Here is a 24,381-nt window from a genome sequence, read left to right as displayed (position 1 = left end):
CAATAAGGGTTAAACAATTCGAGGTTTAAGATTTTGCTGCATCAACAACATTACCGATTTTGTGTTCAAAATTGCTTTTAGCATTAGTAACTTTATCTTCTACAGAGTTTTTTGCACTTGAAACATTGTCTTCAAGGAATTTCTCAGCTTTGGCAACCTGATTTTTCAACTCATCAACTTGGCCTTTGAATTTATTTTTTACATTTTTTGACATTTTCTTTGCATTATCTGCAATGTCTTTTCTTGTTTCTGAACCTTTCTTAGGAGCAAATAACACTCCTAATGCTGCTCCGGCAGCTGCACCTAATACTAAGGCACCTACCACTTTCGTTGTACTACTTGAATTTTTCATTTTATATTGATTTTTAAATTATTTATTAAGATTAAATAGGATCATTACCTTTTATAACTCTAAATAATATAGCAATGATTGCTATGACTAAAAGAACGTGGATTATGTTACCCATTCCGTAGGCAAAATAGCCTAATGCCCATAATATTAATAGGATTACTGCAACTGTATAAAGTAAATTACTCATGATATTTAATTTTTAAGTTATTAATAAATTTGTTTGGTATTGTATTTTTGATAATTTCTATTACTTCGTTTCGTTTTTTATTGAGCCGTGTTTCAATTCGTTTTAACAAATCGATTTCCCGGTCTTTTTCAAATTCCAAATCGGAAAGAGTTAATTGCGGAAATCTTCGCCTCAATAATTTAGATTTTAAATCCCAATCTCCTGGAATTCTAAAACCTCTTTCATCTATAGTATCCATAATCAGATGTTTTTAAATTATGTTACAAAGTTGGTCAACAGTAGCTGTAAAAGCATTACACGATTTTAAAAATTAGTTATATTTATCCCATAAAGTAAAGTCTAAAAAACTGTTAAACTCAATGCTAATCTCTGAATATTGAATACTTAAATTACTATATTTGAGCAATGGCAAACCATTTCACATGAAACACTTTATACTATTCTCACTACTTTTACTAACTATAAATGCATTAGCTCAACAACCCGCTAAACCTAATGCCGTAGAATTATACAATCAGATCCAAAAACTAAACTTCCTCGGTTCTGTTTTATATATTGCCGCACATCCCGATGATGAGAACACACGCCTGATTGCCTATTTGTCCAATGATGTCAAAGCACAAACCGGTTATTTATCTTTGACACGTGGTGATGGAGGACAAAACCTAATAGGTCCTGAATTACGTGAACAACTTGGTGTAATCAGAACACAGGAACTTATTGAAGCCCGCAAAATTGATGGTGGTGTACAATTCTTTACACGTGCCAATGACTTTGGATTTTCTAAAAATCCAGATGAAACTTTGCAAATTTGGGATAAAGACCAAGTGCTAAGTGACATCATTTGGGTCATTCGCAAATTCCAACCAGATGTAATCATCAACCGTTTTGACCATCGCTCACCTGGAACAACGCACGGTCATCATACATCATCTGCTATGTTGAGTTTTGAAGCTTTTGACAAAGTAAATGATGCAAACGTTTTTCCAAATCAGTTTCAATACACAACAACCTGGCAACCCAAACGTTTATTCTTTAATACTACGTGGTGGTTTTATGGAAGCAAAGAAAAATTTGATGCTGCCGATAAAAGCAATTTGAGCAAACTGCAAATAGGAACGTATTATCAATCGTTGGGCAAATCCAATCAGGAAATTGCAGCACTAAGCCGAAGTCGTCATCAGTCACAAGGTTTTGGTTCTACAGGAACCCGCGGCGAAGAAGATGAATATTTGGAATTTCTAAAAGGCGATGCTCCAAAAGACAAAGCCAACATTTTTGACGGAATCGACACAACATGGAACCGCGTTAAAGGCGGAAAAGAAATTGGAGGTTTACTTGCTAACGTAGAAAAGGCTTTCGATTTCAAAAACCCATCAGCTTCTATTCCCGAATTGGTTAAAGCTTACGATTTAATTCAAAAGCTGGAAGATGAACATTGGAAAGCCATCAAATCGGAAGAAATTAAAAAAATCATTGCAGGATGTGCCGGTTTATACCTTGAATCTGTTGCCGAAAACCAAGAAGCAACTCCGGGAAGTACTATCAAAATAAAACTTGAAGCCATTAATAGAAGCGATGTGAAAATGAACCTGAATACTATTCAGACATTTCCAAGTTCAATGTCAATTCAATCTGTAACGGAATTAACTAACAACAAATCCATTACCCGAACTATTGACGTTGAATTGCAAAATGATGAACAATTCACCAATGCTTATTGGTTAAACAAAAAAGGAACAATTGGGATGTACACCGTTAAAGACCAGCAGAACATTGGTAAAGCCGATGTATTGCGAGATGTCAAAGCTGTTTTTATGATTGAAATAAATGGCGTAACAATTCCATTTGAAAAAAAAGTAGTCTATAAATACAATGATGATGTAAAAGGCGAAGTCTATCAGCCATTGGATATTGTTCCGGTTGTGACTTCAGCTTTCGCTGAGAAAGTTTATATTTTCAACAACGATAGAGACAAAACCATCACCGTAAAAGTAAAAGCAGGTAAAGATGCGATTAACGGTAACGTAAAACTAGAAGTGCCTGAAGGTTGGGAAGTATCTCCAGCAGAAATTCCTTTTACGATTGATAAAAAAGGACAAGAAGTAGCAGCAGTTTTCAATGTTTCTCCATCTAAAGAAGCCAGTGATATAAGTATCAAGAGCATCGTAACAGTTGACGGTCAAACCTACAGTTTAAATAAAATCGATATCAACTATCCGCACATCTATAAGCAAATGGTGTTGAAACCTGCCGAAGCAAAAGCAATTCGTTTAAAAATTAAAACGAAGAACGAAAAGATTGCTTACATCATGGGCGCTGGCGATGAAGTTCCAAAAAGCTTAACGCAAATGGGTTATGAAGTCGAAATCATTAGACCTGAAGAAATCTCAGCAGAAAGACTCGAAAGCTTTGATGTTGTTATGACTGGAATCCGGGCTTACAATACGGTAAACGCATTAGCTTTCAAGCAAAATATTTTATTGGATTTTGTAAAAAACGGCAAAACGATGATTGTCCAATATAATACGACAGACGATTTGGTTACCAAAGACATGTCGCCATTTCCATTAAAAATTTCGCGTGACAGGGTTACCGAAGAAAATGCTGAAATGCGATTCCTAAATCCAAAACATCCTGTCTTGAATTATCCTAATAAAATCACGGCTGACGATTTTAAAGATTGGAAACAAGAACAAGGCTTGAATTATCCAAACGAATGGGATGCTGCCTTTACTCCTATTCTTTCTTCTAATGACAAAGGAGAAAAACCAAAAAACGGAGCGCTGTTAATTGCAAAATACGGTAAAGGAAATTATGTATATACAGGCTTAAGTTTCTTTAGAGAATTACCCGAAGGTGTTTCGGGAGCATTTAGGTTATTGGCAAACATCATCGCAATCGGAAAATAATATGGAAAACAAGAAAACAACCACCTGGAAGAACAGTTACACTTGGGTTTTAGTGATTAATGTCATTTACATCCTTATCTTCTTTGTACTAATGCAAATATTCTTTTAAGCCATGCAACAACTCGACTGGATTGTCTTATCGGTTACACTTTTATTTATTGTTTTCTATGGTGTGTATAAAACTAAAGGAAGCAAAAATGTAGAAGATTACATTTTGGGTAATAAAGAAACTCCGTGGTGGACAGTTGGTCTGTCGGTAATGGCAACGCAGGCAAGTGCAATAACTTTCCTTTCAACTCCGGGACAAGCCTATCATGACGGAATGGGATTTGTGCAATTCTATTTTGGTTTACCAGTCGCAATGGTTGTCATCTCAATGACTTTTATTCCAATTTATCACAAATTAAAAGTATTCACTGCTTATGAATATCTTGAACAGCGGTTTGATTTAAAGACACGCTCATTCACTGCTATTTTGTTTCTTATTCAAAGAGGTTTGGGAACAGGTTTGACCATTTATGCACCATCAATTATCCTCTCTTCTATTTTGGGTTGGAATTTAACGATGCTCAATATTATCATCGGGATTTTGGTTATCATTTACACTTTTGCCGGTGGAACCAAAGCCGTCAATGTTACGCAAAAACAACAGATGTTTGTCATTATGCTGGGTATGTTTGTCACTTTCTTTTTGATATTGCATTTGTTACCCAATGACATGACATTTTCCAATGCAATGCATATTGCCGGTGCCAATGATAAAATGAATATTCTGGATTTCTCATTTGACCCGGAAAACAGATATACTTTCTGGAGCGGAATCACCGGTGGATTTTTCTTGATGCTTTCCTATTTCGGAACAGATCAGTCACAAGTTGGACGTTATTTATCCGGAAAGTCAGATAGAGAAAGCCAGATGGGTTTAATCATGAATGGTTTTTTGAAAGTGCCGATGCAGTTCTTTATTTTATTGACCGGCGTGATGGTATTTGTCTTTTTTCAATTCAATCCTGTGCCGCTGAACTTCAATCCGGTAAATAAAACAGCGATTGAAAAATCTAAATATGCAGCAGAATACCATTCACTTGAAAAGCAATTAGCACAATTATCAGAAGAAAAGAAAGAGTTCAATCTTATTTATATTGACCACCTTAATCAAGGCTACGACAATAAAATCCTAAGACATAAGTTACTATCCTTATCGGGAAAAGAAAGAGATTTGCATGATGAAGCCAAAGAAATTATTGCCAAAGTTGATGAAAAAGCAGAAACCAATGATAAAGATTATGTCTTCATTTATTTCATTTTGCACTATTTGCCTTCGGGCTTAATCGGACTTTTGTTGGCGGTAATCCTTTCTGCCGCGATGTCATCTTCGGCTTCCGGATTAACAGCACTGGCTTCCACCACTGCTATTGATATCTACAAACGAAATATTACTGAAGAAAAATCCGAAAAACATTATGTGAATGCTACAAAGTCTTTCACACTGCTTTGGGGAATAATTGCAATTGGTTTTGCATGCGTGGGAACATTATTTGAAAACCTTATTCAGTTGGTAAATATTGTTGGTTCCATTTTCTACGGAACAGTATTGGGCGTATTCCTGGTTGGATTTTATATCAAGTTTGTAAAAGCAAATGCTATTTTCTATAGTGCTGTTGTTAGTCAGATTACGATATTTTTTATCTACTATTACACCATTCATATCTATCCGACTGGTCAGGAAAAATTAGGTTATTTATGGCTGAATTTCATCGGTGCGTCGCTAACAGTACTATTGTCTATGTTTTCCCAATTCTTCTTTAAAGGAAAACAAAAAGTGATTGCATAAAAAAACCACGAAATCCTTAACAGAAATCGTGGTCGGTTTTTATTGGAAAGGGAATACTATTTTTTACTCCAGTCTTTTATACTGTCGTTATTCATCTTAACGTAATCATTATTTTTAGCTTTAGTTGCTCCAGCCAAAGATAAATTTGCTGTGGCAATAGCTCCGGTCTTATCACCAAGTTTAGCTTGTATTAATGATTTTTGACGCAATTGCCAAAAAGGAACTTCTTCCTTAGCCATTGAAATAGCTTTGTTTACATACTCCAATGCTTTATTCATATCTCCGTTGGAATTGTAATAATATTGAGCAGCAGAAAAATAATCACCAGCCGTTGCTCCAGCCAAAGTCTTTTCGATGCTTGCCATTGCAGCTTTTTGTGTAGGCACATCGAACTTAATGGAAACCATTGTTTTTTCCCAGGAAATATCTAATGTCCCACTATCATTGGTTAGATTGCCAACCGAAATAGTGAATGATTCCACATTATTATTAAGAGCAATTGGATCTACATTAGTCGAAACAGCTACGTTGTTGACATTCCAGTTTTCAGGTGTTCCCCAATTGTCGGTATCTGAATAGAAAATTACTTCCCACATATCAGCTTTTGGCGTAGTGTATAAAGCATATTTTCCTTTTTTAAGAGTACTGCCATTTATTACAACATCTTCACTAAATGAAACCGTTGTATTTGCATTGGCACCAGTTCTCCAAAGTTTACCAAAAGGAACTAAGTCACCAAAAATAACTCTTCCCTTGGCGCTTGGACGAGAATAATCTACTGTTACATCAGTCAAACCAACAACTTGTGTTATTGTTGAATGCGGACTTGGAGCCGGAGTTTTTACCTGTGCGTGAAGAACATAGCTAGCAATCATAGTTGCTAAAACAAAAATAATTTTTTTCATTTGTTGAGAGTTTAGAAAGTTTCTCAAATTTATAAATAGTATGAATTGAAGTGTGTTAAGAATAACTTAAATATATTTTGTTTAATGTATTTTAAATATAAATAAACAAATGTATTACTTTTACATAAAAGACAGCAATGAAGATTTACACTTTACATACCAAGCAAAATTTACCAGTTTCGTTAGATCAGGCTTGGGAATTTTTGGCAAATCCAAAAAACTTAAAAACTATAACGCCTGATTATATGGATTTTAAAACGCTTTCGGGCGATGAAAAAAATATGTTTCCAGGACAAATTATTCAATATACAGTTACACCTTTCTTCAGAATTCCTATCAAATGGGTGACCGAAATTACACACATTAAAGATAAAATATATTTTGTTGATGAACAACGTTTTGGGCCTTATGCATTTTGGCATCACAAACATTTTCTAAAAGAAATTCCAGGTGGTGTTGAGATGGAAGATATTGTTGATTATAAAGTCCCAATGGGAATTTTGGGTCAAATGGTGCATCCTTTTTTAGTAAAACCAACCCTCAAAGAAATCTTTAATTACCGTAGAGATAAACTAATTGAACTTTTTGGAGAATTTAAAGAACAATAAGATGAAAAACATACTATTAATTGGTGGCTCTTATGGCATCGGGCTTGAATTAGCAAAAGAATTGCAGAACGAAAATAATGTTTTTGTGGCTTCCAGAACAAATGAAAATTTGGCTAATCTAAACGTTACTCATATTCCTTTTGATGCTTCAGCAGATATTCTAGATACTTCAATTTTACCAACAGTTATTGACGGATTGGTATATTGTCCAGGAAGTATTAATTTGCGTCCTTTTCGGGGTTTAAAATCAGAAACATTTGAAAGCGATATGCATATTAATTTCTTTTCTATGGTTAAAGTCGTTCAGAGTGTTTTGCCACAACTAACTGCTTCCGAACAATCGAGTATTGTTTTATTTAGTTCGGTTGCGGTCAAAATGGGAATGCCATTTCATACAAGTGTTGCTGCTTCAAAAGGCGCTATCGAAGGTTTTGCAAAAGCATTAGCTGCAGAATATGCGCCAAAAATCAGAGTAAATGTAATCGCACCATCATTAACCGATACACCATTGGCAGACAAATTTTTAAGCAACGATGAAAAAAGAGAAAAATCAGCACAACGTCATCCATTAAAACGATTTGGGGCAACAAAAGATATAGCGCAAATGGCAAATTTTCTTTTAAATGAAAAAAATTCCTGGATTTCAGGACAAATTTTTCATGTTGATGGTGGCATGTCATCCTTACTAGTAAACGCATAACTGATAACAAAAATGAACATATTCTGGTTTCGGCGTGATTTGCGATTAGAAGATAATGTTGGACTTTTTCACGCTTTAAATAGCAATGAAGAAGTGTTATCGATATTCATATTCGATGAAACCATTCTTTCTCAATTAACCAAAGATGATGCTCGAGTAACCTTTATACATCAGCAATTAGAGAAAATACAAAACCAGCTTCAGGCGATTGGAAAATCATTAGCGGTGTTTCATGGAAATCCATTTGAAATTTTTTCCAAACTGATTGATGAAAATCAAATCCAAACCGTTTATACCAATCACGATTACGAACCTTATGCGCGCAAACGCGATTTGGAATTATACCATTTATTCAAGGATAAAAAAATCGAATTCAAAACCAGCAAAGACCAGGTTATTTTTGAAAAAAGTGAAGTTGTTAAAGATGATGGAACGCCTTATGTAGTTTTCACGCCCTATTCCAACAAATGGAAAGATAACTTTAGTAAAACTAAATTAACTTATTACAAATCAGAAGATGTATTAAATAAAATCACACTTCACTCCTATCCATTTTTGAGTTTGGCAGCTATTGGTTTTGAGACATCAAAAATTAAGGTTACGCAATATGACATTTCCGATTTATTAATCGATAATTACGAAGCGACGCGTAATTTTCCTGCGATGAATAAAACATCTTACCTTGGAATTTATTTAAGATTTGGAACTGTTTCTATTCGGAAAATAGTGACCAAAGCACTCGAAAGCAAAAATGAAACCTTTCTGAAAGAATTAATCTGGCGTGAGTTTTTTATGCAAATACTTTGGCATTTTCCACACACAATCAATGCGAGTTTCAGGCCAAAATACGACAACATCAAATGGGATAATAATGAAGAGTTGTTTCAAAAATGGTGTGACGGAAAAACGGGATATCCATTTGTAGATGCCGGAATTCGGGAACTCAATACCACCGGACACATGCACAACCGGGTGAGAATGATAGTGGCCAGTTTCCTGTGCAAACATTTATTAATAGATTGGCGTTGGGGCGAAACCTATTTTGCTACAAAACTGTTGGATTATGAGCAATCGAGTAATGTTGGTAACTGGCAATGGGCAGCCGGAAGCGGTGTCGATGCAGCACCATATTTCAGGATATTCAATCCAACGGAGCAAATCAAGAAATTTGATAAAGATTTAATCTACATCAAAAAATGGATTCCTGAATTCGGAACTGATTCCTATCCAAAACCAATTGTTGACCATAAAGAAGCGCGGGAAAAATGTTTAGAGGTCTACAAAGAAGCCCTCGGATAAATATTGTTTACAATAAATTATATAACTATCTTTACAATTAATCTTAAATATATATTTTATGAAAAATATCTGTATGGCAATTTTTGCTGCAATGATGATTGCATCATGTGGTAAAAAAGAAGAAACACCAACTGAAGTGAACACAACTACTGAGTCTACAACAGTTGAAAAAACGGTCGTAGTTGATACAGTAGCCGCGAAACCTAAAGACGATGGAACATCCGTAAAAATAAACAGTGATGGCGTTGACGTAGACAGTAAAGATGTAGACGTAGTAATCAAGAAATAAATTTAGTTTCAAAAATAAAAAGCCAGTTTAATAACTGGCTTTTTTAATGCTCATTCATTTACCAAAGCATTCATTTCCTTTATCCAAATAGCATAACCTTTTGAGTTCATGTGTAGATTATCTTCTTTAAAGATGTCTTTCATTGGCTCACCATCTTCCAGCATTTTATCCCATATATCAACAAACACAGCATTTGGTTTGTCTTTCAAGTAAGCACTAATCAAACTATTGGCCGTCATCATTCTGTGCTTCATTGCCCAACGCAGAATACATGGCTTAATCGAAACAAATACAATTGGCGTATCCGGAAATTGAGTGCGCATCGTTTCGTATAATGTTTTAAATCGGCCAAAAACTATTTCGGGCGTTACTTTTTCAGAACTGGCAATATCATTTTCACCACAATACAGAAATATCTTTTTAGGTTTGTATTTCAAAACAACATCATCCTGATAACGGATTACATCTTCCAATGTGGCGCCGCCAAATGCACGGTTTAGAATGTTGTTGTTATGAAAATCTTCCTTAGCTGTTTTCCACAATCGGAAAGATGAACTACCTATAAACAATATAATTCCGTCCTGCGGTTTCTGAATACTATCCTGAATTCTGAAAGCTTTGATTTCGTCCCAAAAAGGTTTGGTTTGCGAAAATGTATTTATCGAAATAAATAAAATCAGTAAGGCTAAAATTTGTTTTTTCATGACGGTTGGATATTGACAATATTGTTATAATTCAGTTCGTTAAAGTTACTGATTATTTTGTCCGCCAATGAGTAATCCTGCATTTTAGAATGAAAACTATCGTAACCAATACAATAAATTCCGGCAGCGTTGGAAGCTTTAATCCCGTTGGTACTGTCTTCTATCACGATGCAGTTTTCTACCGGCGTTTGCGATAATTCGGCAGCTTTCAGAAAGATAGCCGGATGCGGTTTCGACTTTGGAAAATCTTCTCCGGAAACAATATGTGTGAAATATTTATGCAATCCAAAACGGTTAAAAATTCTATTAATAGTAACTGTTGCCGAAGACGAAGCCAAGACTAACTGCATACCATTGCTGTGCAAATCTTTAATCAAATCTTCTACACCATCCAATAAATACAAATCTTCCTTATTGTCAAAAGCATCATTAAACAAATTGCGTTTCGTATCAACCAAAGTCTTTACATCGTCAGCTAAGCCAAATTGTTCTTTTAGTTTTTCAAAAATATTCTTTGTTGAATTCCCCGTGAAAGAAGCATACATTTCGGGAGTAATCTCAATATTGAGTTGCTTGAAATATTCGTTGTAGGCATAATGGTGAACCGGTTCAGTGTCAACAATAACACCATCCATATCGAAAATTACGGTTTTAATCATTGAGGATAATTTGGTTTTTAAAATTTAATCCGAAGCTAATCACTAGTTACTAATCACTCTTTTTTAATAAATATCTAATCACAGTTTCGGCAGCATACAAACCAAAAAGGCACGGCATATAACTGTTGGTTCCATAAAAAGATCTTTTGTAGTTGGTTCCGTCGGTCATTTTCAAGCTGCTGGCATCTTGTATTTCAGAAGAGAAAACTACTTTAAGTTTATCAATCTTCATCTTTTTCAAACGCTTTCTGATGGTCTTCGCCAAATGGCAATGGACTGTATTTTTTATATTGGCAACCTTGACCTTTGATGCATCCATCTTTCCTCCTGCACCCATACTCGAAATCACTTTGACGCGTTTTCTTTTGCAGGCCGCAATAAGGTTCAGTTTTGGGGTAACGCTATCAATACAATCTAAGACATAATCAAAATCGGATGTTACAATTTCAAAAGCGCGTTCGGGAGAAAGAAATTCTTCCACACGGGTTAAGTTCAGTTCCGGATTAATATCCATCAATCTGTCGCCAACAACATGGACTTTCGGCATTCCTATAGTAGAATGCAAGGCTGGCAACTGTCGGTTAATATTAGTAATATCGACAACATCGCCGTCAACAATGGTTAAGTTTCCTACTCCGGCGCGAGCCAAAAACTCTGCCGCGAACGAACCAACGCCGCCGAGTCCAACAACCAATACCTTAGCATTTTTTAAATTATTTAAGCCTTCTGTTTTGAATAAAAGCTCAGCTCTTTCCTGCCACTTTGCCATTTTGAAGTACGATTTTTGAAGTACGAAGTACTATTTGAAGCCGCAAAAATAAGGAAAATTAAGGAAAGCATAGGTTAAATAAATGCTATAAAGAGTAATACTTTTTTATATATTTGAGAGATATTCGCATCTTATGAAATCAAAAACATTCGCTTTACTCTTATTTCTGTTAAGTGTGAATCTATATTCACAAAAGGATTATTTCAATTATAATCAGATTACAGTAAAAGATATTGCTGCGATTGAAGCTAAATTTGATTCCTATGAAAATTTTCCGAAATTCAAAACCTTCTATGCCAGCAGAAGCAAGGCTGAATACGCACAACCTAAATGCTTTACCCGTAAAATAAACGACGGGCTTCCGTCAGCTTCTGTCCGTTATTATTACACAAAAAACGATAGCATTGTCAGAGACATTTCATACAATTGGAAAATAAACATTTATAAAGTAGAGCAATCAAAAAGAAGTAAAGTTTACAATACCGAATTTGACAAAGTAGTAAAGTTTATTTCTAAACAAATCGGTGAGCCTGAACCTGGTCAAGGCAAAAAGAAAACTGTTGAAGATATTGTTGAAGGCATTGATGGCAAAAAAAGTTACAGTTCTGAAAGACGGGTAGAATGGAAATATAAAAATTGCAAAATTACAGCATCATTGATTTGGTCAAAAGAACATGGAGAAAGTTTTATAACAAATATTAAATGGGAAGAATAAATTAAACCAGCTCAATATGGACATCCTATAACTTGTTGCCAAAATGTTACAACAGCGCTCATTGAATTATATTTAATTTTATAATGGAAAAATTAAATAGAAATCAAATGAAAACTAATCGACTATCCGATACACTTGCACAAGCCTTAAACGATCAAATGACCAAAGAGGCTCATGCTTCTCAAATATATTTATCCTATGCCGCTTGGGCTGATGGTGAAGGATTTGGCGGTATAGCCAATTTTCTTTTCCGTCATGCTGGGGAAGAGAGAAATCATATGATGAAGATTCTTGAATATATCTTAAAAAGAGGTGCAAAAGTAAAAGTTGTTGCTATTCCGGCTCCGCCTTCCAATCCTACTAGCGTGAACAATTGCTTTGAAAAAGTATTTGAACATGAAGTTGACAACACAAAAGCTGTTTACAAAATAGTAAAAATGTCCTTTAACGAAGAAGATTGGATTACATGGAATTTTATGCAGTGGTTTGTAAAAGAACAAGATGAAGAAGAAACTCTTGCGTTGGAATTATTGGATAAAATTAAAATTTGTGGTGGTGAAAAAGCTACTCATCAAGCGCTATATGAATTGGATAAAGATTTAGAAAAAACTCCTGATGATGCTACTTTAGCTCGGGATGTTACTACGGAAGAACCTTAAAAATACTTTTCCAGTTTTGTTCAACAAGTGTTTTCATTTCGGCTAAAGTCATGTTTTTATAATCTGCAGCTAACTTATAAACTTCTTCCAACGTTTCTTCAATCGTATCGGTTTCAAGAAAGAATCTGTCGTTTGGAATAGTCTTGAACACTTCCTTTAATTCTGGGTTTCGGAGTAAGTATTTTCCAAATGACAAATAAAATCCGTTGGCAATTAATTGTTTTGCTACTTGTTCATTCTTAGAAAATCCATGAATGATTATTGGTACAGAAACCTGTAACCGCTTTTTGATTTCGATAAGTTCATCAAAAGCTGCTACCAGATGCAGCACTAATGGTTTCTGATATTTTTCTGCTAAAGCAATTTGTTTTTTAAAAACCTCAATTTGGAATTCGATTGGAACTTCAATCCTTTTATCCAATCCACATTCGCCGATTGCCAAACATTCTTTTAATTGGAGCTTCTCTTCAATCGTTTTTAAATCATTTGCTAACCGTTCTTCATTAATATACCAAGGATGAATGCCGATTGAATATTGTGGAATTTTGTTATCAAATTCCCATGGATATTGATTGACCAACTCCAAAATGGAAGAATTGTTAGTGAACTTATGCGTATGTAAATTGTAATATTGCATTAGTCATGAAACTTTTTGACACCTGCTAAAATTTCTATTTCTAAATCATTTTCAAGCGGCACAATCGGACAGGAATATTTGTGATTATAAGCACAGTAAGGATTATAGGCTTGATTGAAATCTATAATTACTGTTTTTCCTTTTGGGATTCGCATATCGATATAACGTCCGCCAATATAACTTTGCTTTCCACAGGTCAAGTCTGAAAAAGGAAGAAAAAGATAGTCTTCAAATCCCGGTTTTTTCATTAAATCCAAACCTTGATAAACGTTAAGCTTATATTCTTTATTATCCAATTTAAAATACAACTCGCCATATTTTATATATTCGGGTGTACGTGTACCTGTGGTTTTCATTTTGAACGATTGCTCATTCTCGCTTTTGGTAAAAGTAGCTTTTACTACAAATTTTGGAGATATTGGATAAAAATCCAAACCTTTAAAGGCTGCCAAATCTTCATCTGTTAACGGGCTTTCTCCAGGAGTTGCATATTCTTTATTCAAAATATCCTGAAACGTTTTTGTCGATTCTATCGTCCATTGTTCTTGAGCCAAAAGAGTAAAACTAGCGATGCAGAATATAAAACAAAACAGATTTTTCATAAGTGGTTTTTAACAAAAATAATGTAAAACTAAGTACGACAGTAAGATTTTGACACACAAAGTTTTTTTAACTTTGCAATATCAATCAATAAGCAATGCTCAGAACTGCTTTTCAACGCTACATCAACAACTTCAGAGGATTTTCCCGGGAAATTTGGATACTTACAGTCATCACCTATATCAATCGTGCTGGGACAATGGTACTACCTTTTCTTTCTAAATATTTGAAAGAGGATTTACATTTTAGTTATAGTGATGTGGGATCAATTATTGCATTTTGTGGTGCCGGTTCAATGATAGGATCTTGGTTGGGCGGAAAACTCTCCGATAAAATAGGGTTTTACCGCATTATGATTTTCAGTTTATTAACGACAGGAATCTTATTGTTCTTTTTAGAATTTGTCACCACGTTTTATGGTTTATGTGCTGCTATGTTTGGCATTTTTATCATAGCCGATATGTTTCGTCCGGCCATGTTTGTTTCTTTAGGAGTATATGCCAAACCCGAGAACAGAACCCGGGCACTAACCTTAGTGCGTCTAGCCGTTAACCTTGGATTTGCCACTGGTCCGGCACTTGGTGGATTAATCATTATGTTTATCGGCTATCGGGGATTGTTTTGGGCTGACGGTGGCACTTGTATCATTGCTATCCTCCTATTTTGGATGCTGGTAAAAGAAAAGAAAGTAGCACCGCATGCCACCCAGCAGGAAGCCGATGAAGCAGCGGGTAAATCTGTTTTTAAAGACAAACCTTTTTGGATATTTCAGGTGACTTGTTTAATAGTGGGTATCTTATTCTTTCAGCTATTTAATACTATTCCGTTGTATGAAAGTGTACAATTTCATTTAACCGAATTGCAAACCGGATTGCTGTTAACGCTCAATGGGCTTATAATCTTTTTATTTGAGATGCCTATAGTGAGTTTTGTGGAGAGAAAAAATATCAACAAAATCAAAATCACCCTTGTTGGTAGTTTCCTCATGGCTATTAGTATGTTCTTGCTGCTTATAAATGTTTGGGTTGGCATTATGCTAGTCATGATGGTTTTTATGACTTTTGGCGAAATATTTTCGTTTCCGTTTTCCAATTCAGTAGCTGTAAGCCGGGCACCAAAAGGTCATATAGGACGTTATATGGCTGTCTACACTATGAGCTTCGGTGCTGCTCAAATTCTCAGTTCCAAAATAGGGATGCAAATTGTTCAGTATTATGGTTATTCTGCCAACTGGATATTTATGGGATGCTTAGGTATTGTTGGATCAGTCTTTGGTATTTGGACTAATTCTTTGATACAGAAAGAAAACAAAATGCTGTAATTCAATACTTTATCATTTATTCAATTTTTTAATCCTTAAAAAATAGTTAAATAACTAGAAATATAGTTGCGTAACTAGAAATATAGTTGTACGTTTGATTTCAAATTAAACAACTATGCAAAAGTTAACGAATAAAGAAGAAGAAATCATGCAGATTTTATGGAAGCTTAAAAAAGCTTTTGTCAAAGAAGTCATGGCAGAAATCACCGAAGAACAACCACACTATAACACGCTTTCAACCATTATCAGAAACCTGGAAGACAAGGGTTTTGTTTCTCACAATGCATTTGGAAACACACATCAATACTTTCCAAAAGTTAAAATGGAAGATTACAGAAAGCGATTTATGAATACAGCTATTGACACCTATTTCAATAGTTCGTATAAAAATATGGTATCCTTTTTTGCGGAAGAAGAAAAGATTTCTGCTGAAGAATTAAGAGAAATTTTATCTATTATAGAAAACAAGAAATAATATGGAATCAGTATTCATTTATCTTTTAAAGTCTAGCGTTTTGATTGCTTTATTCTACTTGGCGTATCATTTTTTGGTGCGAAAAGAAACATTCTTCAACAGCAACCGTTGGTTTCTGTTGAGTGGTTTATTTACTTCACTCCTATTGCCATTGTTCTTTATTAAGAAAATTATACTGATTGAAAGACCTAAAATTTCGACTGAAGATCTGATTACCTATTCACGGCAATCAGTCTTACCCATACAAGATGTTCCTGTTGTTGAAGCATTTGATTGGATGCAATTTATTTGGATTAGTTATGTCATCATTGCCTGCGCTCTAGTGATTAAAATTGTTTTTAATTTCACATCGCTTTATCGAATGCTTTATCAACAGCAAGTTATTAGAAAAGAGAAATTTAAACTGGTTAATTTAAATGAAAATATAGCGCCATTTTCATTCTTTAACTATATCGTTTATAACTCTAATTTGTATTCTAATGAGGAACTCCAAAGTATCTTATTACATGAAAAAATCCACAGCCAGGAAAGGCACTCATTGGATGTTTTGATTACCAAATTGTTCTGTATCGCATTTTGGTTTAACCCGTTTGTTTGGCTTTACAAAAAAGCAATCACACAAAACCTGGAATATATCGCCGACCAAAAAGCCATCGAACAACTGGAAGACAAAAAGTCTTATCAAAGAGCTTTATTAAAAGTAGTCTCTCATCAAAGCTGCTTATCAATAACCAACAATTTTTATCAATCATTAATCAAAAAACGAATCGTTATGCTAAACAAAAATCAGTCCCACAAAAGAAATTCATTAAAATATGCCCTTATCATTCCGGCATTAATTGGCTTTATCTTATTATTTCAAATAAAAGTCATTGCCCAGGAAAAAGAAGAGCAAACCTTCACCAGAAGAGTTCAGTCTGGCAATGAAGTTCATGTCGTTGTAGATAAAAACACAACTGACGCAGAAATGAAAAATGATGCTGCTGAATTAAAAAAACACTACGGAATTACATTGAAATATTCAAAAGTAAAAAGAAACGGTGCCAGCGAAATCACTGGAATAAAAGTAGAATATAAAGACAAAGAAGGTAATAAAGGTGTATCACAAGTTGACGGAAGAGAACCTATAAAACCCATTAAGTTTTATAAGTATGATAATAATATCGGCTTTGGAAGTCCGAGACAAGTGAGAGTATTTACTAACAATGGAAGTGGCAGAAATGAAGAAAGAGTTATTGAATTAGCGACTGAAGATAGTATAAATGATGCTGCGGGTAAGTTTGCTTTCGATTTCGATTTTGACAATTTCGAAGCTCCTGAATCGCCAGAAGCACCTGAGGCTCCAGAAGCACCCGAATCTCCGGAAGCATTGGCTTGGAATGATAATACTAATTCAAATGTAATAATCAAAAGACTGGGAGATAAAAAACCTATGGTTATTATCAATGGAAAAGTACTATCTGACGATAAAGAAATTAAAGAAGCATTAGAGAAATATGAAGGCAAAGGTGGCGTTTCCATTTCATCGTCATCTGATGGCGAGGGAAATCAAATTTTTATTAATGGTAAAGATATGATGAAAATCAGAACTGAAGCTATGGAAAATGCCAGAGTTCAAATGAAAAGAATGCGACCGTTAATGAAAAAAGATATGTTAAGAGCTAAAGAAGAAATGGAACGCGCTAAACCTGAAATGGAACGAGCCAGACGCGAAATGGATGCTTCCAAACCAGAAATGGAAAAAGCAAAAGCTGAAATGTTACAAGCCAAAGAAGAAATGCTAAAAGCCAGAGCCGAAATGGATGCCGCCAAAGCCGAATTTGAGAAAGCCAAAGCAGAACTTAAGAACCAGAAAAAATAAATTATAAAAAAGCTAATCGTAATTGACTTGCTTTTTTAATTTTGTACAAAACACCAACTATGTATAAAGTGCTTGCCAAACTAAATAAACTCTTACTGCCTAGTTTTACGAAACAGCAATTGGATTTAAGCAAAGCCAAAAAATGGCAAATGGCTATCATTGGTTGGCGTTATTATGTCACAACTCGTGCTTTAAAAATTACAAAATAAATTCCCTAATTCATTTGTGAATTTAATAGTATTGCCTATATTTGCACCCACAAAAAAGGCCTTGTGGCGCAACTGAATAGCGCACTTGATTACGGCTCAAGAGGTTACTGGTTTGAATCCAGTCAAGGTCACGGATGAATAGAACAATAAAGGAAAACGCCAAGCTTGCTTGAGCGTTTTTTTGTTTGTTTTATTCTCAAAGCGGAGCTTAGTCGAATGTTGTTTAGCAAAATCCAGTTTGTCAAAAGCTCAACTTTGGGAATATTACAGCAATGTTTTAGAGTTACTGTTATTTTTTTGCAGGAGCTTTTTTAGGAGCGCTTGTTGTTTTCGCAACTTTTTTAGCAGAATCTGAACTGGCAGCAGTAGATTTTACCGTTTTTTTGGCAGTTGCAGATTTTGCAGTCTTAGTAGTAGCTGCTGATGTTTTTGATGTTGCGGTAGTTTTTGCATTAGCGGTAGTCGCCTTTGCAGTTTTGGCTTTTGCTGTGCCGTTTGTTTTCGGAGTGGCCTTAGCTTTAGGTGTTTTTGCAGTAGAAGTTTTTGTTGTTTTCTTTGTTGCTTCTTCTGTTGGCTCGTCTCCAAAACCTAAAAAATTTTCGATACTTTTAATTAAGTCCATGATGATAGTTTTTAAATTATTATTGATTTGTTATTCAATGTCCATACAAAGTTGAAACTATTAATACGTTTTCGTTTTATACATTTTTATAGATATCTTATATAATTATTATAAATGCATTAACGATAAGATTTTCAAACATCTGGTTCTCATTCCTGACAATTAAAATTATATAACGAAGAGAAAAAATTATATAACAAATCAGTTAGAATATTGATGCAATTTTGTAAAGCACCTACTTTATTAATTTAAAATATAATAGAAATGAACTCAAATCAAAAAGGTAATCAATTTGGACAAGGTTCTGAAATTGATAGTAGAAAAAAATCTGATACGGAAAAAAACATGAATACTGCTTCAGGAAATCCAGAGGCAAACGATGACGATTTTTTAAGCGGTGACAACAAAAGCAAAACTTATCCAAACAATCAAAATAATCCAAACGAAGGATATAACAAACAAATGGCACCTGGTGGTAGAAATCCTAACATTGGTGGCAACGAAAATGAATATGAAGATTCTCTTGATGAAGAAGACCGTAATAATTATAGAACGCCGGAAGATGATGATGACTTCATAAACAACGAGAACGACGTCTATGATTCTGAAGAAGAAGAAGAAAAAGAAGAAGAAAACTATAATGAGACCAGATACAGCAGTCCATCACGTAATGGCTCACATAGAAATCATTAATAATAAAATGAATATTAACTTAACAATATAATCAGGATTTGCTGCAGAGGGCTTCAGTTGTACAAGTATCCGTGAAAAGAATTGCACAATAAAAGAACAACTACAGATGATACTCTTTAGAGAGAGATTTAAATAGTTTTCCGAAGCAATAACAGTCAGCAATTATCAATACCACATGTGATATTTTTTCCTGATTACAGTGCTTTTGCACAGAAAAACAGTGTAATTAATTTTACACTGTTTTTTTATTATCCTTATCTTTATCTTCAAAACTAAAGTCGCGCAATTGCGGCGCTTTGAAAAAAGTAAAGACAACAACACCCAAAGTCAGGCAGCCACCAACGACAACCGCACGTACAGTTCCAAGCCAATTGGCCATCACACCGCTTTCAAAATCTCCAAGTTCATTAGACGAACTCACAAACATCGTATTCACTGCAGAAACTCTTCCGCGCATATCATCCGGAGTTACCAGTTGCAAAATAGTACTTCTGATTACAACGCTAACGGCATCAAACATTCCTGAAAGCAACAGCATTGAAAACGAAAGATAAAAATTCTTTGAAATACCAAAGACAATAATCGATAGCGCAAATCCTGTTACGCAGACAAATAGTTTTCTGCCCGGATAAGTTTTCAAAGGCAAAAATGCCAAAAGTCCTAACGTAATCAAGGCTCCCATTCCTGGCGCCGCACGAAGAATTCCGAATCCCATTTCGTTTACATGCAAAATTTCCTTTTGATAAACGGGCAATAAGGCAACCGCACCGCCAAACAATACCGAAAACATATCCAAAGATAATGCTCCTAAAAGCGCCGGAGTTTTTACAACAAACCGCAATCCATCAGCAACACTTTCCAAAATTGGTTCTTTTACCTTTTTTAATATCGGTTTAACCGTAATAGATAAAATCGGAAAAAATAATAATAACTGGATTCCTAATACACCGAAAAGTCCGGTCGGAATTCCAAACCACGCGATTCCGAAACCTGCTACTAATGGTCCGAGCACTGCTCCCATTTGCCACGACATACTACTCCAACTCGTCGCGTTGGCATAATGTTCTCTCGGGACAACCAATCCAAACAATGAAAACATAGACGGACTAAAAAAGGAACGCAGGATTCCGCCAAGAAAAACAAAGAAATAAATCAGACAGACAATCGTTGTTACCGAGAGATTTTGATGTGTTACAGGCAAGGCCAAAAATCCCAAACAAACAGCGATGATTAAATAACCGGCTAAACAAGTCACAATCATTTTTCTTTTCTCGCTTTGATCTACAAAATGGCCAGCAAATAAAGAACAGCCAATAGCGGGAATAACTTCAGCAAGACCAACAAAACCAAGAGAAAGCTTGTCATTCGTAATATGATAAACCCAGTAATATAAAATGGTGGACTGCATATTCAGGGCAAATATCAATCCGAAACGTGTAGTCAGAAAAGCTTGGAATTCTTTTATTTTGAGTGACGGATTTTTATAGAAAAACCCAGAGATTTTAGTCTTTTCCTGATTCATATTTACTTAAAATAGCAACGTAAATTTAGCCTTTTGTCACTAAATAAAAAAAGCTTTTGAATGTTTATAGCAATATTAACATAAGGCAAAATAATACATCCAAAAAAACTCTTAGTTTTACGCTTTAAAATTTTATTATGTCATCCGATTACTTACTTGACCAGGAATTCAAAGATGTCAACTTTGAAGAAACAGATATCAAATACAAAGAGTTTGAAAACTGCACTTTTTACAACTGCGACTTCACACAGTGCACTTTCCAAAGCGTTTATTTTGTGGATTGCAATTTCTTTGACTGCAATTTCAACGACACCAAAATCAATTATGTTTCGTTACGTGGCGTGCAGTTTACCAAATGTAATTTCACAAACGTAAACTTTGCAATGACTGACCAGTTGATTTATGAGTTTAATTTTAAAGACTGCTTGTTGGATTATGCCAAATTTTATGCGTTGAAATTAAAGAAAATGCAGTTCATCAATTGCAGCATGATTTCGGTAGATTTTATGAATAGCGATTTGACCGAAGCTGTTTTTGATAATTGTAACTTGCGAAGAGCTGTTTTTATAGATGCTATTGCAAATAAAGCCGACTTTTATACGAGCTATGATTACACAATCGATCCTGAAAAAAACAAACTAAAGAAAGCTGTGTTCTCAACCGATGGTTTGAAAGGCCTTTTGGAAAAGTATGATTTGGTTATAAAGTAATTACTTCGTAAACACTCTGTTTTCCTGCTCAATTACTCTGATAAAAGTAGTTCGTTTGGTCAGTTCTTTTAGTTTCGCTGCACCAACATAAGTACACGTACTTCGAATTCCACCAAGAATATCGTGCAGTGTTCCAATTACATCACCTTTGAATGGCATCTGGACTGTCTTTCCTTCACTGGCACGATATTCAGCTACGCCACCAACGTGTTTTTTCATGGCTGTTTCCGAACTCATTCCGTAGAATTGCTTGAACTTTTCACCATTGATTTCTAATGTTTTTCCGCCACTTTCGGTATGGCCGGCAAGCATTCCGCCCAGCATCACAAAATCAGAACCGGCACCAAATGCTTTGGCAACATCACCCGGAGTTGAGCAGCCACCATCGCTGATAATATGTCCACCAAGTCCGTGAGCAGCATCGGCACACTCAATAATCGCGGAAAGCTGTGGATAACCAACACCTGTTTTAATTCTGGTTGTACAAACAGAACCCGGGCCAATTCCCACTTTTACAATATCGGCACCTTCCAAAAGCAATTCTTCCACCATTTCACCAGTAACGACATTACCGGCAATAATTACTTTATTTGGATATTGTTTTCGCGCCTGACGCAAAAATTCAACAAAATGCTCTGAATAACCATTGGCAACGTCAATGCAAATAAATTTTAGCTGAGGATTGTGCTCGAATATTTCGGCTATTTTCTTGAAGTCATTCTTTCCGGTTCCGGTGCTGACAGCGATATAATCACAAATATCACCAGGAGCAGATTTGACAAAATCATTCCATTGCTGAACAGTGTAATGTTTGTGAATTGCAGTAAATAGTTTTTCTTTGGCTAAAGCCAATGCCATTTCAAAAGTACCAACAGTATCCATATTGGCAGCCATAATTGGAACTCCTGTCCAGGTGACAGTACTGTGCAAAAATTTAAATTCACGTTCCAGACTAACCTGTGCCCTACTGTTTAAAGTTGAACGTTTTGGACGTATCATTACATCTTTAAATCCCAATTTTATGTCGGTTTCAATTCTCATTTGTCTAAAATTCAATTATCTCAAATATAGAATTTAGATATGCAAATAGCAGTTTTTTTTCAAAAAAGTAATCAGTAATTTATCAACAGTGTTTTGCTTATTTTAACCGTGGATAGTTTCTTTATTTCCATAATTAGCAATGATTTGAGCTTCGAATGCAATCCATTCGCGCCAGCGTTTTTCAACATCAATGCCTTTGCCATATTTTCGTGCATAGGTTATAAAAGTTGTGTAATGCCCGGCTTCGCTTTTCATCAATTCTCTGTAGAATCTTGACAATTCTTCATCCTGAATATTCTCTGAAAGCACTTTAAAACGCTCACAGCTTCTTGCTTCAATCATTGCGGAAAAAAGCAATCGTTCCACCAAAGCAGAGACACGGCTTCCCGTATTGCTTCGTTTCATGTATTGCGCCAATTCGTTTACATAATCATCTTTTCGTTCGCGACCCAATTTCAGTCCACGCTTTTTAATCATATCATGAACCTGCTCAAAATGGTCTAATTCTTCTTTGGCCAAAGCCAATAAATCGGTAACCAAATCTTCGTGTTCCGAATTATTGGTAATAATGGTTATAGCATTTGTAGCTGCTTTTTGTTCGCACCACGCATGATCTGTTAGAATTTCTTCTATGTTTTTCTCAACAATATTTACCCATCTTGGATCGGTAGGCAATTCTAAACGTAATACTCCCATTTTATTCTTTATTAAAAAAACCTTCAAAAGCAGCTTCTGAAGGTTTTGAGTAATTTTATTTTATTGAATTAATAAACAAAGATGGCTCTTTCGCTCATCATGTCGTTTACTTCGTCTGCGATTTCTTCCAGCATTTCATCATTTGTTGAGTTTGAAAGAACTCTGTCAATTAAGTCAACAATCGTTTCCATATCGTTTTCCATCAAACCACGCGTAGTAATTGCCGGTGTTCCAACACGAATACCCGAAGTTACGAATGGTGATTTATCATCAAATGGAACCATGTTTTTATTTACTGTGATTTCGGCTTTGCCTAATGCAATTTCAGCATCTTTACCAGAAATTCCTTTGTTGCGCAAATCAATCAACATCATATGATTGTCTGTTCCGCCAGAAATTAAATGATACCCTCTTTTAACGAAACTTTCTGCCATTGCTTTAGCATTTTTTTGCACCTGCATTGCATACGTGAAAAACTCATCTGATAAAGCTTCTCCGAATGCAACAGCTTTCGCCGCAATAATATGTTCTAATGGGCCACCTTGATTTCCCGGAAAAACTGACATGTCTAAAACGTGTGACATCATTCTGATTTCGCCTTTTGGCGTTTTCAATCCCCATGGGTTTTCGAAATCTTTCCCCATCATAATGATTCCACCTCTTGGTCCACGTAATGTTTTGTGTGTTGTAGTTGTTACGATATGGCAATGCGGAATTGGATCATTCATCAAACCTTTGGCAATTAATCCTGCAGGATGAGAAATATCGGCTAACAAAAGTGCGCCAACGCTGTCTGCAATTTCACGGAAACGTTTAAAATCCATATCGCGTGAATACGCAGAAGCTCCGGCGATAATCATTTTTGGCATTTCTCTTGTCGCTACTTCCTGAATTTTATCATAATCCAAAACCCCTGTTTCCTGGTCTACGCCATAAAAAACCGGAGAATATAATTTTCCTGAAAAGTTAACTGGAGAACCGTGCGTTAAATGTCCACCATGCGATAAATCAAATCCAAGAATTTTATCGCCAGGTTTCAAACAAGCTGCATAAACAGCAGTATTTGCCTGCGAACCTGAATGTGGTTGTACATTTACATAATCAGCTCCAAAAAGTTCTTTGGCTCTGTCAATAGCGATTTGTTCAATCACATCTACCACTTCGCATCCACCATAATATCTTCTGCCTGGATATCCTTCAGCATATTTATTAGTAAGCACTGAACCTGCGGCTTCCATCACTTGGTCGCTTACAAAGTTCTCTGATGCAATTAGTTCAATTCCGTGAATTTGTCTGTCTTGTTCCTCAAGGATAAGGTCAAAAATTTGTTTGTCGCGTTGCATTTGAAATTATTTCGATTAATTGTGCTCAAAATTACAAAAATGGTTTGGTAAATTAATAG

General features: G+C 35.3%; 28 protein-coding genes and 1 tRNA gene. 15 read left to right on the top strand and 14 right to left on the bottom strand.

Going from position 1 to position 24,381, the window contains the following annotated elements:
* Nucleotides 1–25: 25 nt before the first annotated feature.
* From ABIQ27_RS11200 to ABIQ27_RS11190, 3 genes are read right to left on the bottom strand one after another with little or no spacing between them, the layout of a single operon-like run.
* Complete coding sequence (locus ABIQ27_RS11200) at nucleotides 26–352, bottom strand: YtxH domain-containing protein (RefSeq protein WP_348033987.1); 327 nt, start codon at nucleotides 350–352, stop codon at nucleotides 26–28.
* 31 nt (nucleotides 353–383) lie between these two features.
* Nucleotides 384–539, bottom strand: a complete 156-nt coding sequence (locus tag ABIQ27_RS11195) for a lmo0937 family membrane protein (RefSeq protein WP_348033986.1) — start codon at nucleotides 537–539, stop codon at nucleotides 384–386.
* The gene (locus tag ABIQ27_RS11190) at nucleotides 532–777 is read right to left on the bottom strand and encodes a hypothetical protein (RefSeq protein WP_348033985.1); all 246 of its coding nucleotides are present in this window, start codon (nucleotides 775–777) and stop codon (nucleotides 532–534) included. Before ABIQ27_RS11190 ends, ABIQ27_RS11195 begins: the two co-directional genes overlap by 8 nt.
* 184 nt (nucleotides 778–961) lie before the next feature.
* On the opposite strand from ABIQ27_RS11190, the gene ABIQ27_RS11185 reads away from it, so the two are divergent.
* Both ABIQ27_RS11185 and ABIQ27_RS11180 read left to right on the top strand, forming a co-directional pair.
* Nucleotides 962–3,451: a PIG-L family deacetylase gene (locus ABIQ27_RS11185; RefSeq protein ID WP_348033984.1), complete on the top strand. Its 2,490-nt coding sequence runs from the start codon at nucleotides 962–964 to the stop codon at nucleotides 3,449–3,451.
* 112 nt (nucleotides 3,452–3,563) lie between these two features.
* Nucleotides 3,564–5,285 (top strand): sodium:solute symporter, encoded by a 1,722-nt coding sequence (locus ABIQ27_RS11180; protein ID WP_348033983.1) that lies wholly within the window; start codon nucleotides 3,564–3,566, stop codon nucleotides 5,283–5,285.
* Nucleotides 5,286–5,341: 56 nt separating this feature from the next.
* Here the strand turns inward: ABIQ27_RS11180 and ABIQ27_RS11175 are convergent, their stop codons facing one another.
* Nucleotides 5,342–6,190, bottom strand: a complete 849-nt coding sequence (locus tag ABIQ27_RS11175) for a DUF2911 domain-containing protein (RefSeq protein ID WP_348033982.1) — start codon at nucleotides 6,188–6,190, stop codon at nucleotides 5,342–5,344.
* A gap of 137 nt (nucleotides 6,191–6,327) precedes the next feature.
* On the opposite strand from ABIQ27_RS11175, the gene ABIQ27_RS11170 reads away from it, so the two are divergent.
* Genes ABIQ27_RS11170 through ABIQ27_RS11155 form a run of 4 tightly spaced genes read left to right on the top strand, consistent with a single transcriptional unit; the run spans nucleotide 6,328 to nucleotide 9,086 of the window.
* Nucleotides 6,328–6,798, top strand: a complete 471-nt coding sequence (locus ABIQ27_RS11170; RefSeq protein WP_348033981.1) for an SRPBCC family protein — start codon at nucleotides 6,328–6,330, stop codon at nucleotides 6,796–6,798.
* A gap of 1 nt (nucleotide 6,799) precedes the next feature.
* On the top strand, nucleotides 6,800–7,498 hold the full coding sequence (locus ABIQ27_RS11165) for an SDR family oxidoreductase (RefSeq protein WP_348033980.1): 699 nt from the start codon (nucleotides 6,800–6,802) through the stop codon (nucleotides 7,496–7,498).
* A 12-nt stretch (nucleotides 7,499–7,510) separates the two neighbouring features.
* A complete protein-coding gene (locus tag ABIQ27_RS11160; RefSeq protein WP_348033979.1) occupies nucleotides 7,511–8,797 on the top strand; it encodes a deoxyribodipyrimidine photo-lyase in 1,287 nt (428 codons plus the stop codon).
* A gap of 58 nt (nucleotides 8,798–8,855) precedes the next feature.
* Nucleotides 8,856–9,086 (top strand): hypothetical protein, encoded by a 231-nt coding sequence (locus ABIQ27_RS11155; RefSeq protein WP_348033978.1) that lies wholly within the window; start codon nucleotides 8,856–8,858, stop codon nucleotides 9,084–9,086.
* Nucleotides 9,087–9,136: 50 nt separating this feature from the next.
* Here the strand turns inward: ABIQ27_RS11155 and ABIQ27_RS11150 are convergent, their stop codons facing one another.
* The 3 genes from ABIQ27_RS11150 to ABIQ27_RS11140 are packed head-to-tail and all read right to left on the bottom strand — an operon-like array spanning nucleotide 9,137 to nucleotide 11,218.
* Nucleotides 9,137–9,790 carry a GDSL-type esterase/lipase family protein gene (locus tag ABIQ27_RS11150; RefSeq protein WP_348033977.1) on the bottom strand — a complete coding sequence of 218 codons (654 nt, stop codon included), beginning with the start codon at nucleotides 9,788–9,790 and terminating at the stop codon, nucleotides 9,137–9,139.
* A complete protein-coding gene (locus ABIQ27_RS11145; protein WP_348033976.1) occupies nucleotides 9,787–10,449 on the bottom strand; it encodes an HAD family hydrolase in 663 nt (220 codons plus the stop codon). The genes ABIQ27_RS11150 and ABIQ27_RS11145 overlap by 4 nt, the downstream gene beginning before the upstream one ends.
* Nucleotides 10,450–10,498: 49 nt before the next feature.
* A complete protein-coding gene (locus tag ABIQ27_RS11140; protein ID WP_348033975.1) occupies nucleotides 10,499–11,218 on the bottom strand; it encodes a tRNA threonylcarbamoyladenosine dehydratase in 720 nt (239 codons plus the stop codon).
* A gap of 133 nt (nucleotides 11,219–11,351) precedes the next feature.
* Between ABIQ27_RS11140 and ABIQ27_RS11135 the strand changes: the two genes are divergently transcribed.
* The gene (locus ABIQ27_RS11135) at nucleotides 11,352–11,933 is read left to right on the top strand and encodes a hypothetical protein (protein WP_348033974.1); all 582 of its coding nucleotides are present in this window, start codon (nucleotides 11,352–11,354) and stop codon (nucleotides 11,931–11,933) included.
* Nucleotides 11,934–12,040: 107 nt separating this feature from the next.
* Nucleotides 12,041–12,592 (top strand): ferritin, encoded by a 552-nt coding sequence (locus ABIQ27_RS11130; protein WP_348033973.1) that lies wholly within the window; start codon nucleotides 12,041–12,043, stop codon nucleotides 12,590–12,592.
* On the opposite strand, the gene ABIQ27_RS11125 is transcribed toward ABIQ27_RS11130, so the two are convergent.
* Nucleotides 12,576–13,229, bottom strand: a complete 654-nt coding sequence (locus ABIQ27_RS11125) for a TatD family hydrolase (RefSeq protein ID WP_348033972.1) — start codon at nucleotides 13,227–13,229, stop codon at nucleotides 12,576–12,578. The two genes, ABIQ27_RS11130 and ABIQ27_RS11125, sit on opposite strands and share 17 nt — an antisense overlap.
* Complete coding sequence (locus tag ABIQ27_RS11120) at nucleotides 13,229–13,831, bottom strand: DUF1684 domain-containing protein (protein WP_348033971.1); 603 nt, start codon at nucleotides 13,829–13,831, stop codon at nucleotides 13,229–13,231. Before ABIQ27_RS11120 ends, ABIQ27_RS11125 begins: the two co-directional genes overlap by 1 nt.
* Nucleotides 13,832–13,926: 95 nt before the next feature.
* On the opposite strand from ABIQ27_RS11120, the gene ABIQ27_RS11115 reads away from it, so the two are divergent.
* The 5 genes from ABIQ27_RS11115 (at nucleotide 13,927) to ABIQ27_RS11095 (ending at nucleotide 17,826) form a co-directional block, all read left to right on the top strand.
* The gene (locus ABIQ27_RS11115; protein ID WP_348033970.1) at nucleotides 13,927–15,150 is read left to right on the top strand and encodes an MFS transporter; all 1,224 of its coding nucleotides are present in this window, start codon (nucleotides 13,927–13,929) and stop codon (nucleotides 15,148–15,150) included.
* A gap of 115 nt (nucleotides 15,151–15,265) precedes the next feature.
* Entirely contained in the window at nucleotides 15,266–15,625 is a 360-nt protein-coding gene (locus ABIQ27_RS11110; protein WP_348033969.1) for a BlaI/MecI/CopY family transcriptional regulator, read from the top strand.
* A gap of 1 nt (nucleotide 15,626) precedes the next feature.
* Complete coding sequence (locus tag ABIQ27_RS11105) at nucleotides 15,627–17,486, top strand: M56 family metallopeptidase (protein WP_348033968.1); 1,860 nt, start codon at nucleotides 15,627–15,629, stop codon at nucleotides 17,484–17,486.
* 59 nt (nucleotides 17,487–17,545) lie between these two features.
* Complete coding sequence (locus tag ABIQ27_RS11100) at nucleotides 17,546–17,695, top strand: SsrA-binding protein (protein WP_348033967.1); 150 nt, start codon at nucleotides 17,546–17,548, stop codon at nucleotides 17,693–17,695.
* Between the two features lie 57 nt (nucleotides 17,696–17,752).
* A tRNA-Arg gene (locus tag ABIQ27_RS11095) sits at nucleotides 17,753–17,826 on the top strand.
* A gap of 158 nt (nucleotides 17,827–17,984) precedes the next feature.
* On the opposite strand, the gene ABIQ27_RS11090 is transcribed toward ABIQ27_RS11095, so the two are convergent.
* Nucleotides 17,985–18,317, bottom strand: coding sequence for a hypothetical protein (locus ABIQ27_RS11090; protein ID WP_348033966.1), 333 nt, complete (start codon nucleotides 18,315–18,317; stop codon nucleotides 17,985–17,987).
* A 264-nt stretch (nucleotides 18,318–18,581) separates the two neighbouring features.
* Here ABIQ27_RS11090 and ABIQ27_RS11085 point away from each other — a divergent pair, with 264 nt between their 5' ends.
* The gene (locus ABIQ27_RS11085) at nucleotides 18,582–19,010 is read left to right on the top strand and encodes a hypothetical protein (protein ID WP_348033965.1); all 429 of its coding nucleotides are present in this window, start codon (nucleotides 18,582–18,584) and stop codon (nucleotides 19,008–19,010) included.
* Between the two features lie 232 nt (nucleotides 19,011–19,242).
* Here the strand turns inward: ABIQ27_RS11085 and ABIQ27_RS11080 are convergent, their stop codons facing one another.
* Entirely contained in the window at nucleotides 19,243–20,532 is a 1,290-nt protein-coding gene (locus ABIQ27_RS11080) for an MFS transporter (RefSeq protein ID WP_348033964.1), read from the bottom strand.
* Between the two features lie 137 nt (nucleotides 20,533–20,669).
* Here ABIQ27_RS11080 and ABIQ27_RS11075 point away from each other — a divergent pair, with 137 nt between their 5' ends.
* On the top strand, nucleotides 20,670–21,242 hold the full coding sequence (locus ABIQ27_RS11075) for a pentapeptide repeat-containing protein (protein WP_348033963.1): 573 nt from the start codon (nucleotides 20,670–20,672) through the stop codon (nucleotides 21,240–21,242).
* Here the strand turns inward: ABIQ27_RS11075 and guaC are convergent, their stop codons facing one another.
* From guaC to glyA, 3 genes are all read right to left on the bottom strand, one after another.
* On the bottom strand, nucleotides 21,243–22,283 hold the full coding sequence (guaC, locus tag ABIQ27_RS11070) for a GMP reductase (RefSeq protein ID WP_348033962.1): 1,041 nt from the start codon (nucleotides 22,281–22,283) through the stop codon (nucleotides 21,243–21,245).
* Nucleotides 22,284–22,385: 102 nt separating this feature from the next.
* Entirely contained in the window at nucleotides 22,386–22,979 is a 594-nt protein-coding gene (locus tag ABIQ27_RS11065; RefSeq protein WP_348033961.1) for a tRNA-(ms[2]io[6]A)-hydroxylase, read from the bottom strand.
* Between the two features lie 68 nt (nucleotides 22,980–23,047).
* Entirely contained in the window at nucleotides 23,048–24,322 is a 1,275-nt protein-coding gene (glyA, locus tag ABIQ27_RS11060) for a serine hydroxymethyltransferase (RefSeq protein ID WP_348033960.1), read from the bottom strand.
* Nucleotides 24,323–24,381 lie beyond the last annotated feature (59 nt).

The organism is Flavobacterium sp., assembly GCF_039916025.1.
In the GTDB taxonomy this organism is placed as follows: Bacteria; Bacteroidota; Bacteroidia; order Flavobacteriales; family Flavobacteriaceae; genus Flavobacterium.
The sequence above is the reverse complement of the archived record's forward strand: the minus strand, read 5'-3'. Positions and strand labels throughout refer to the sequence as shown.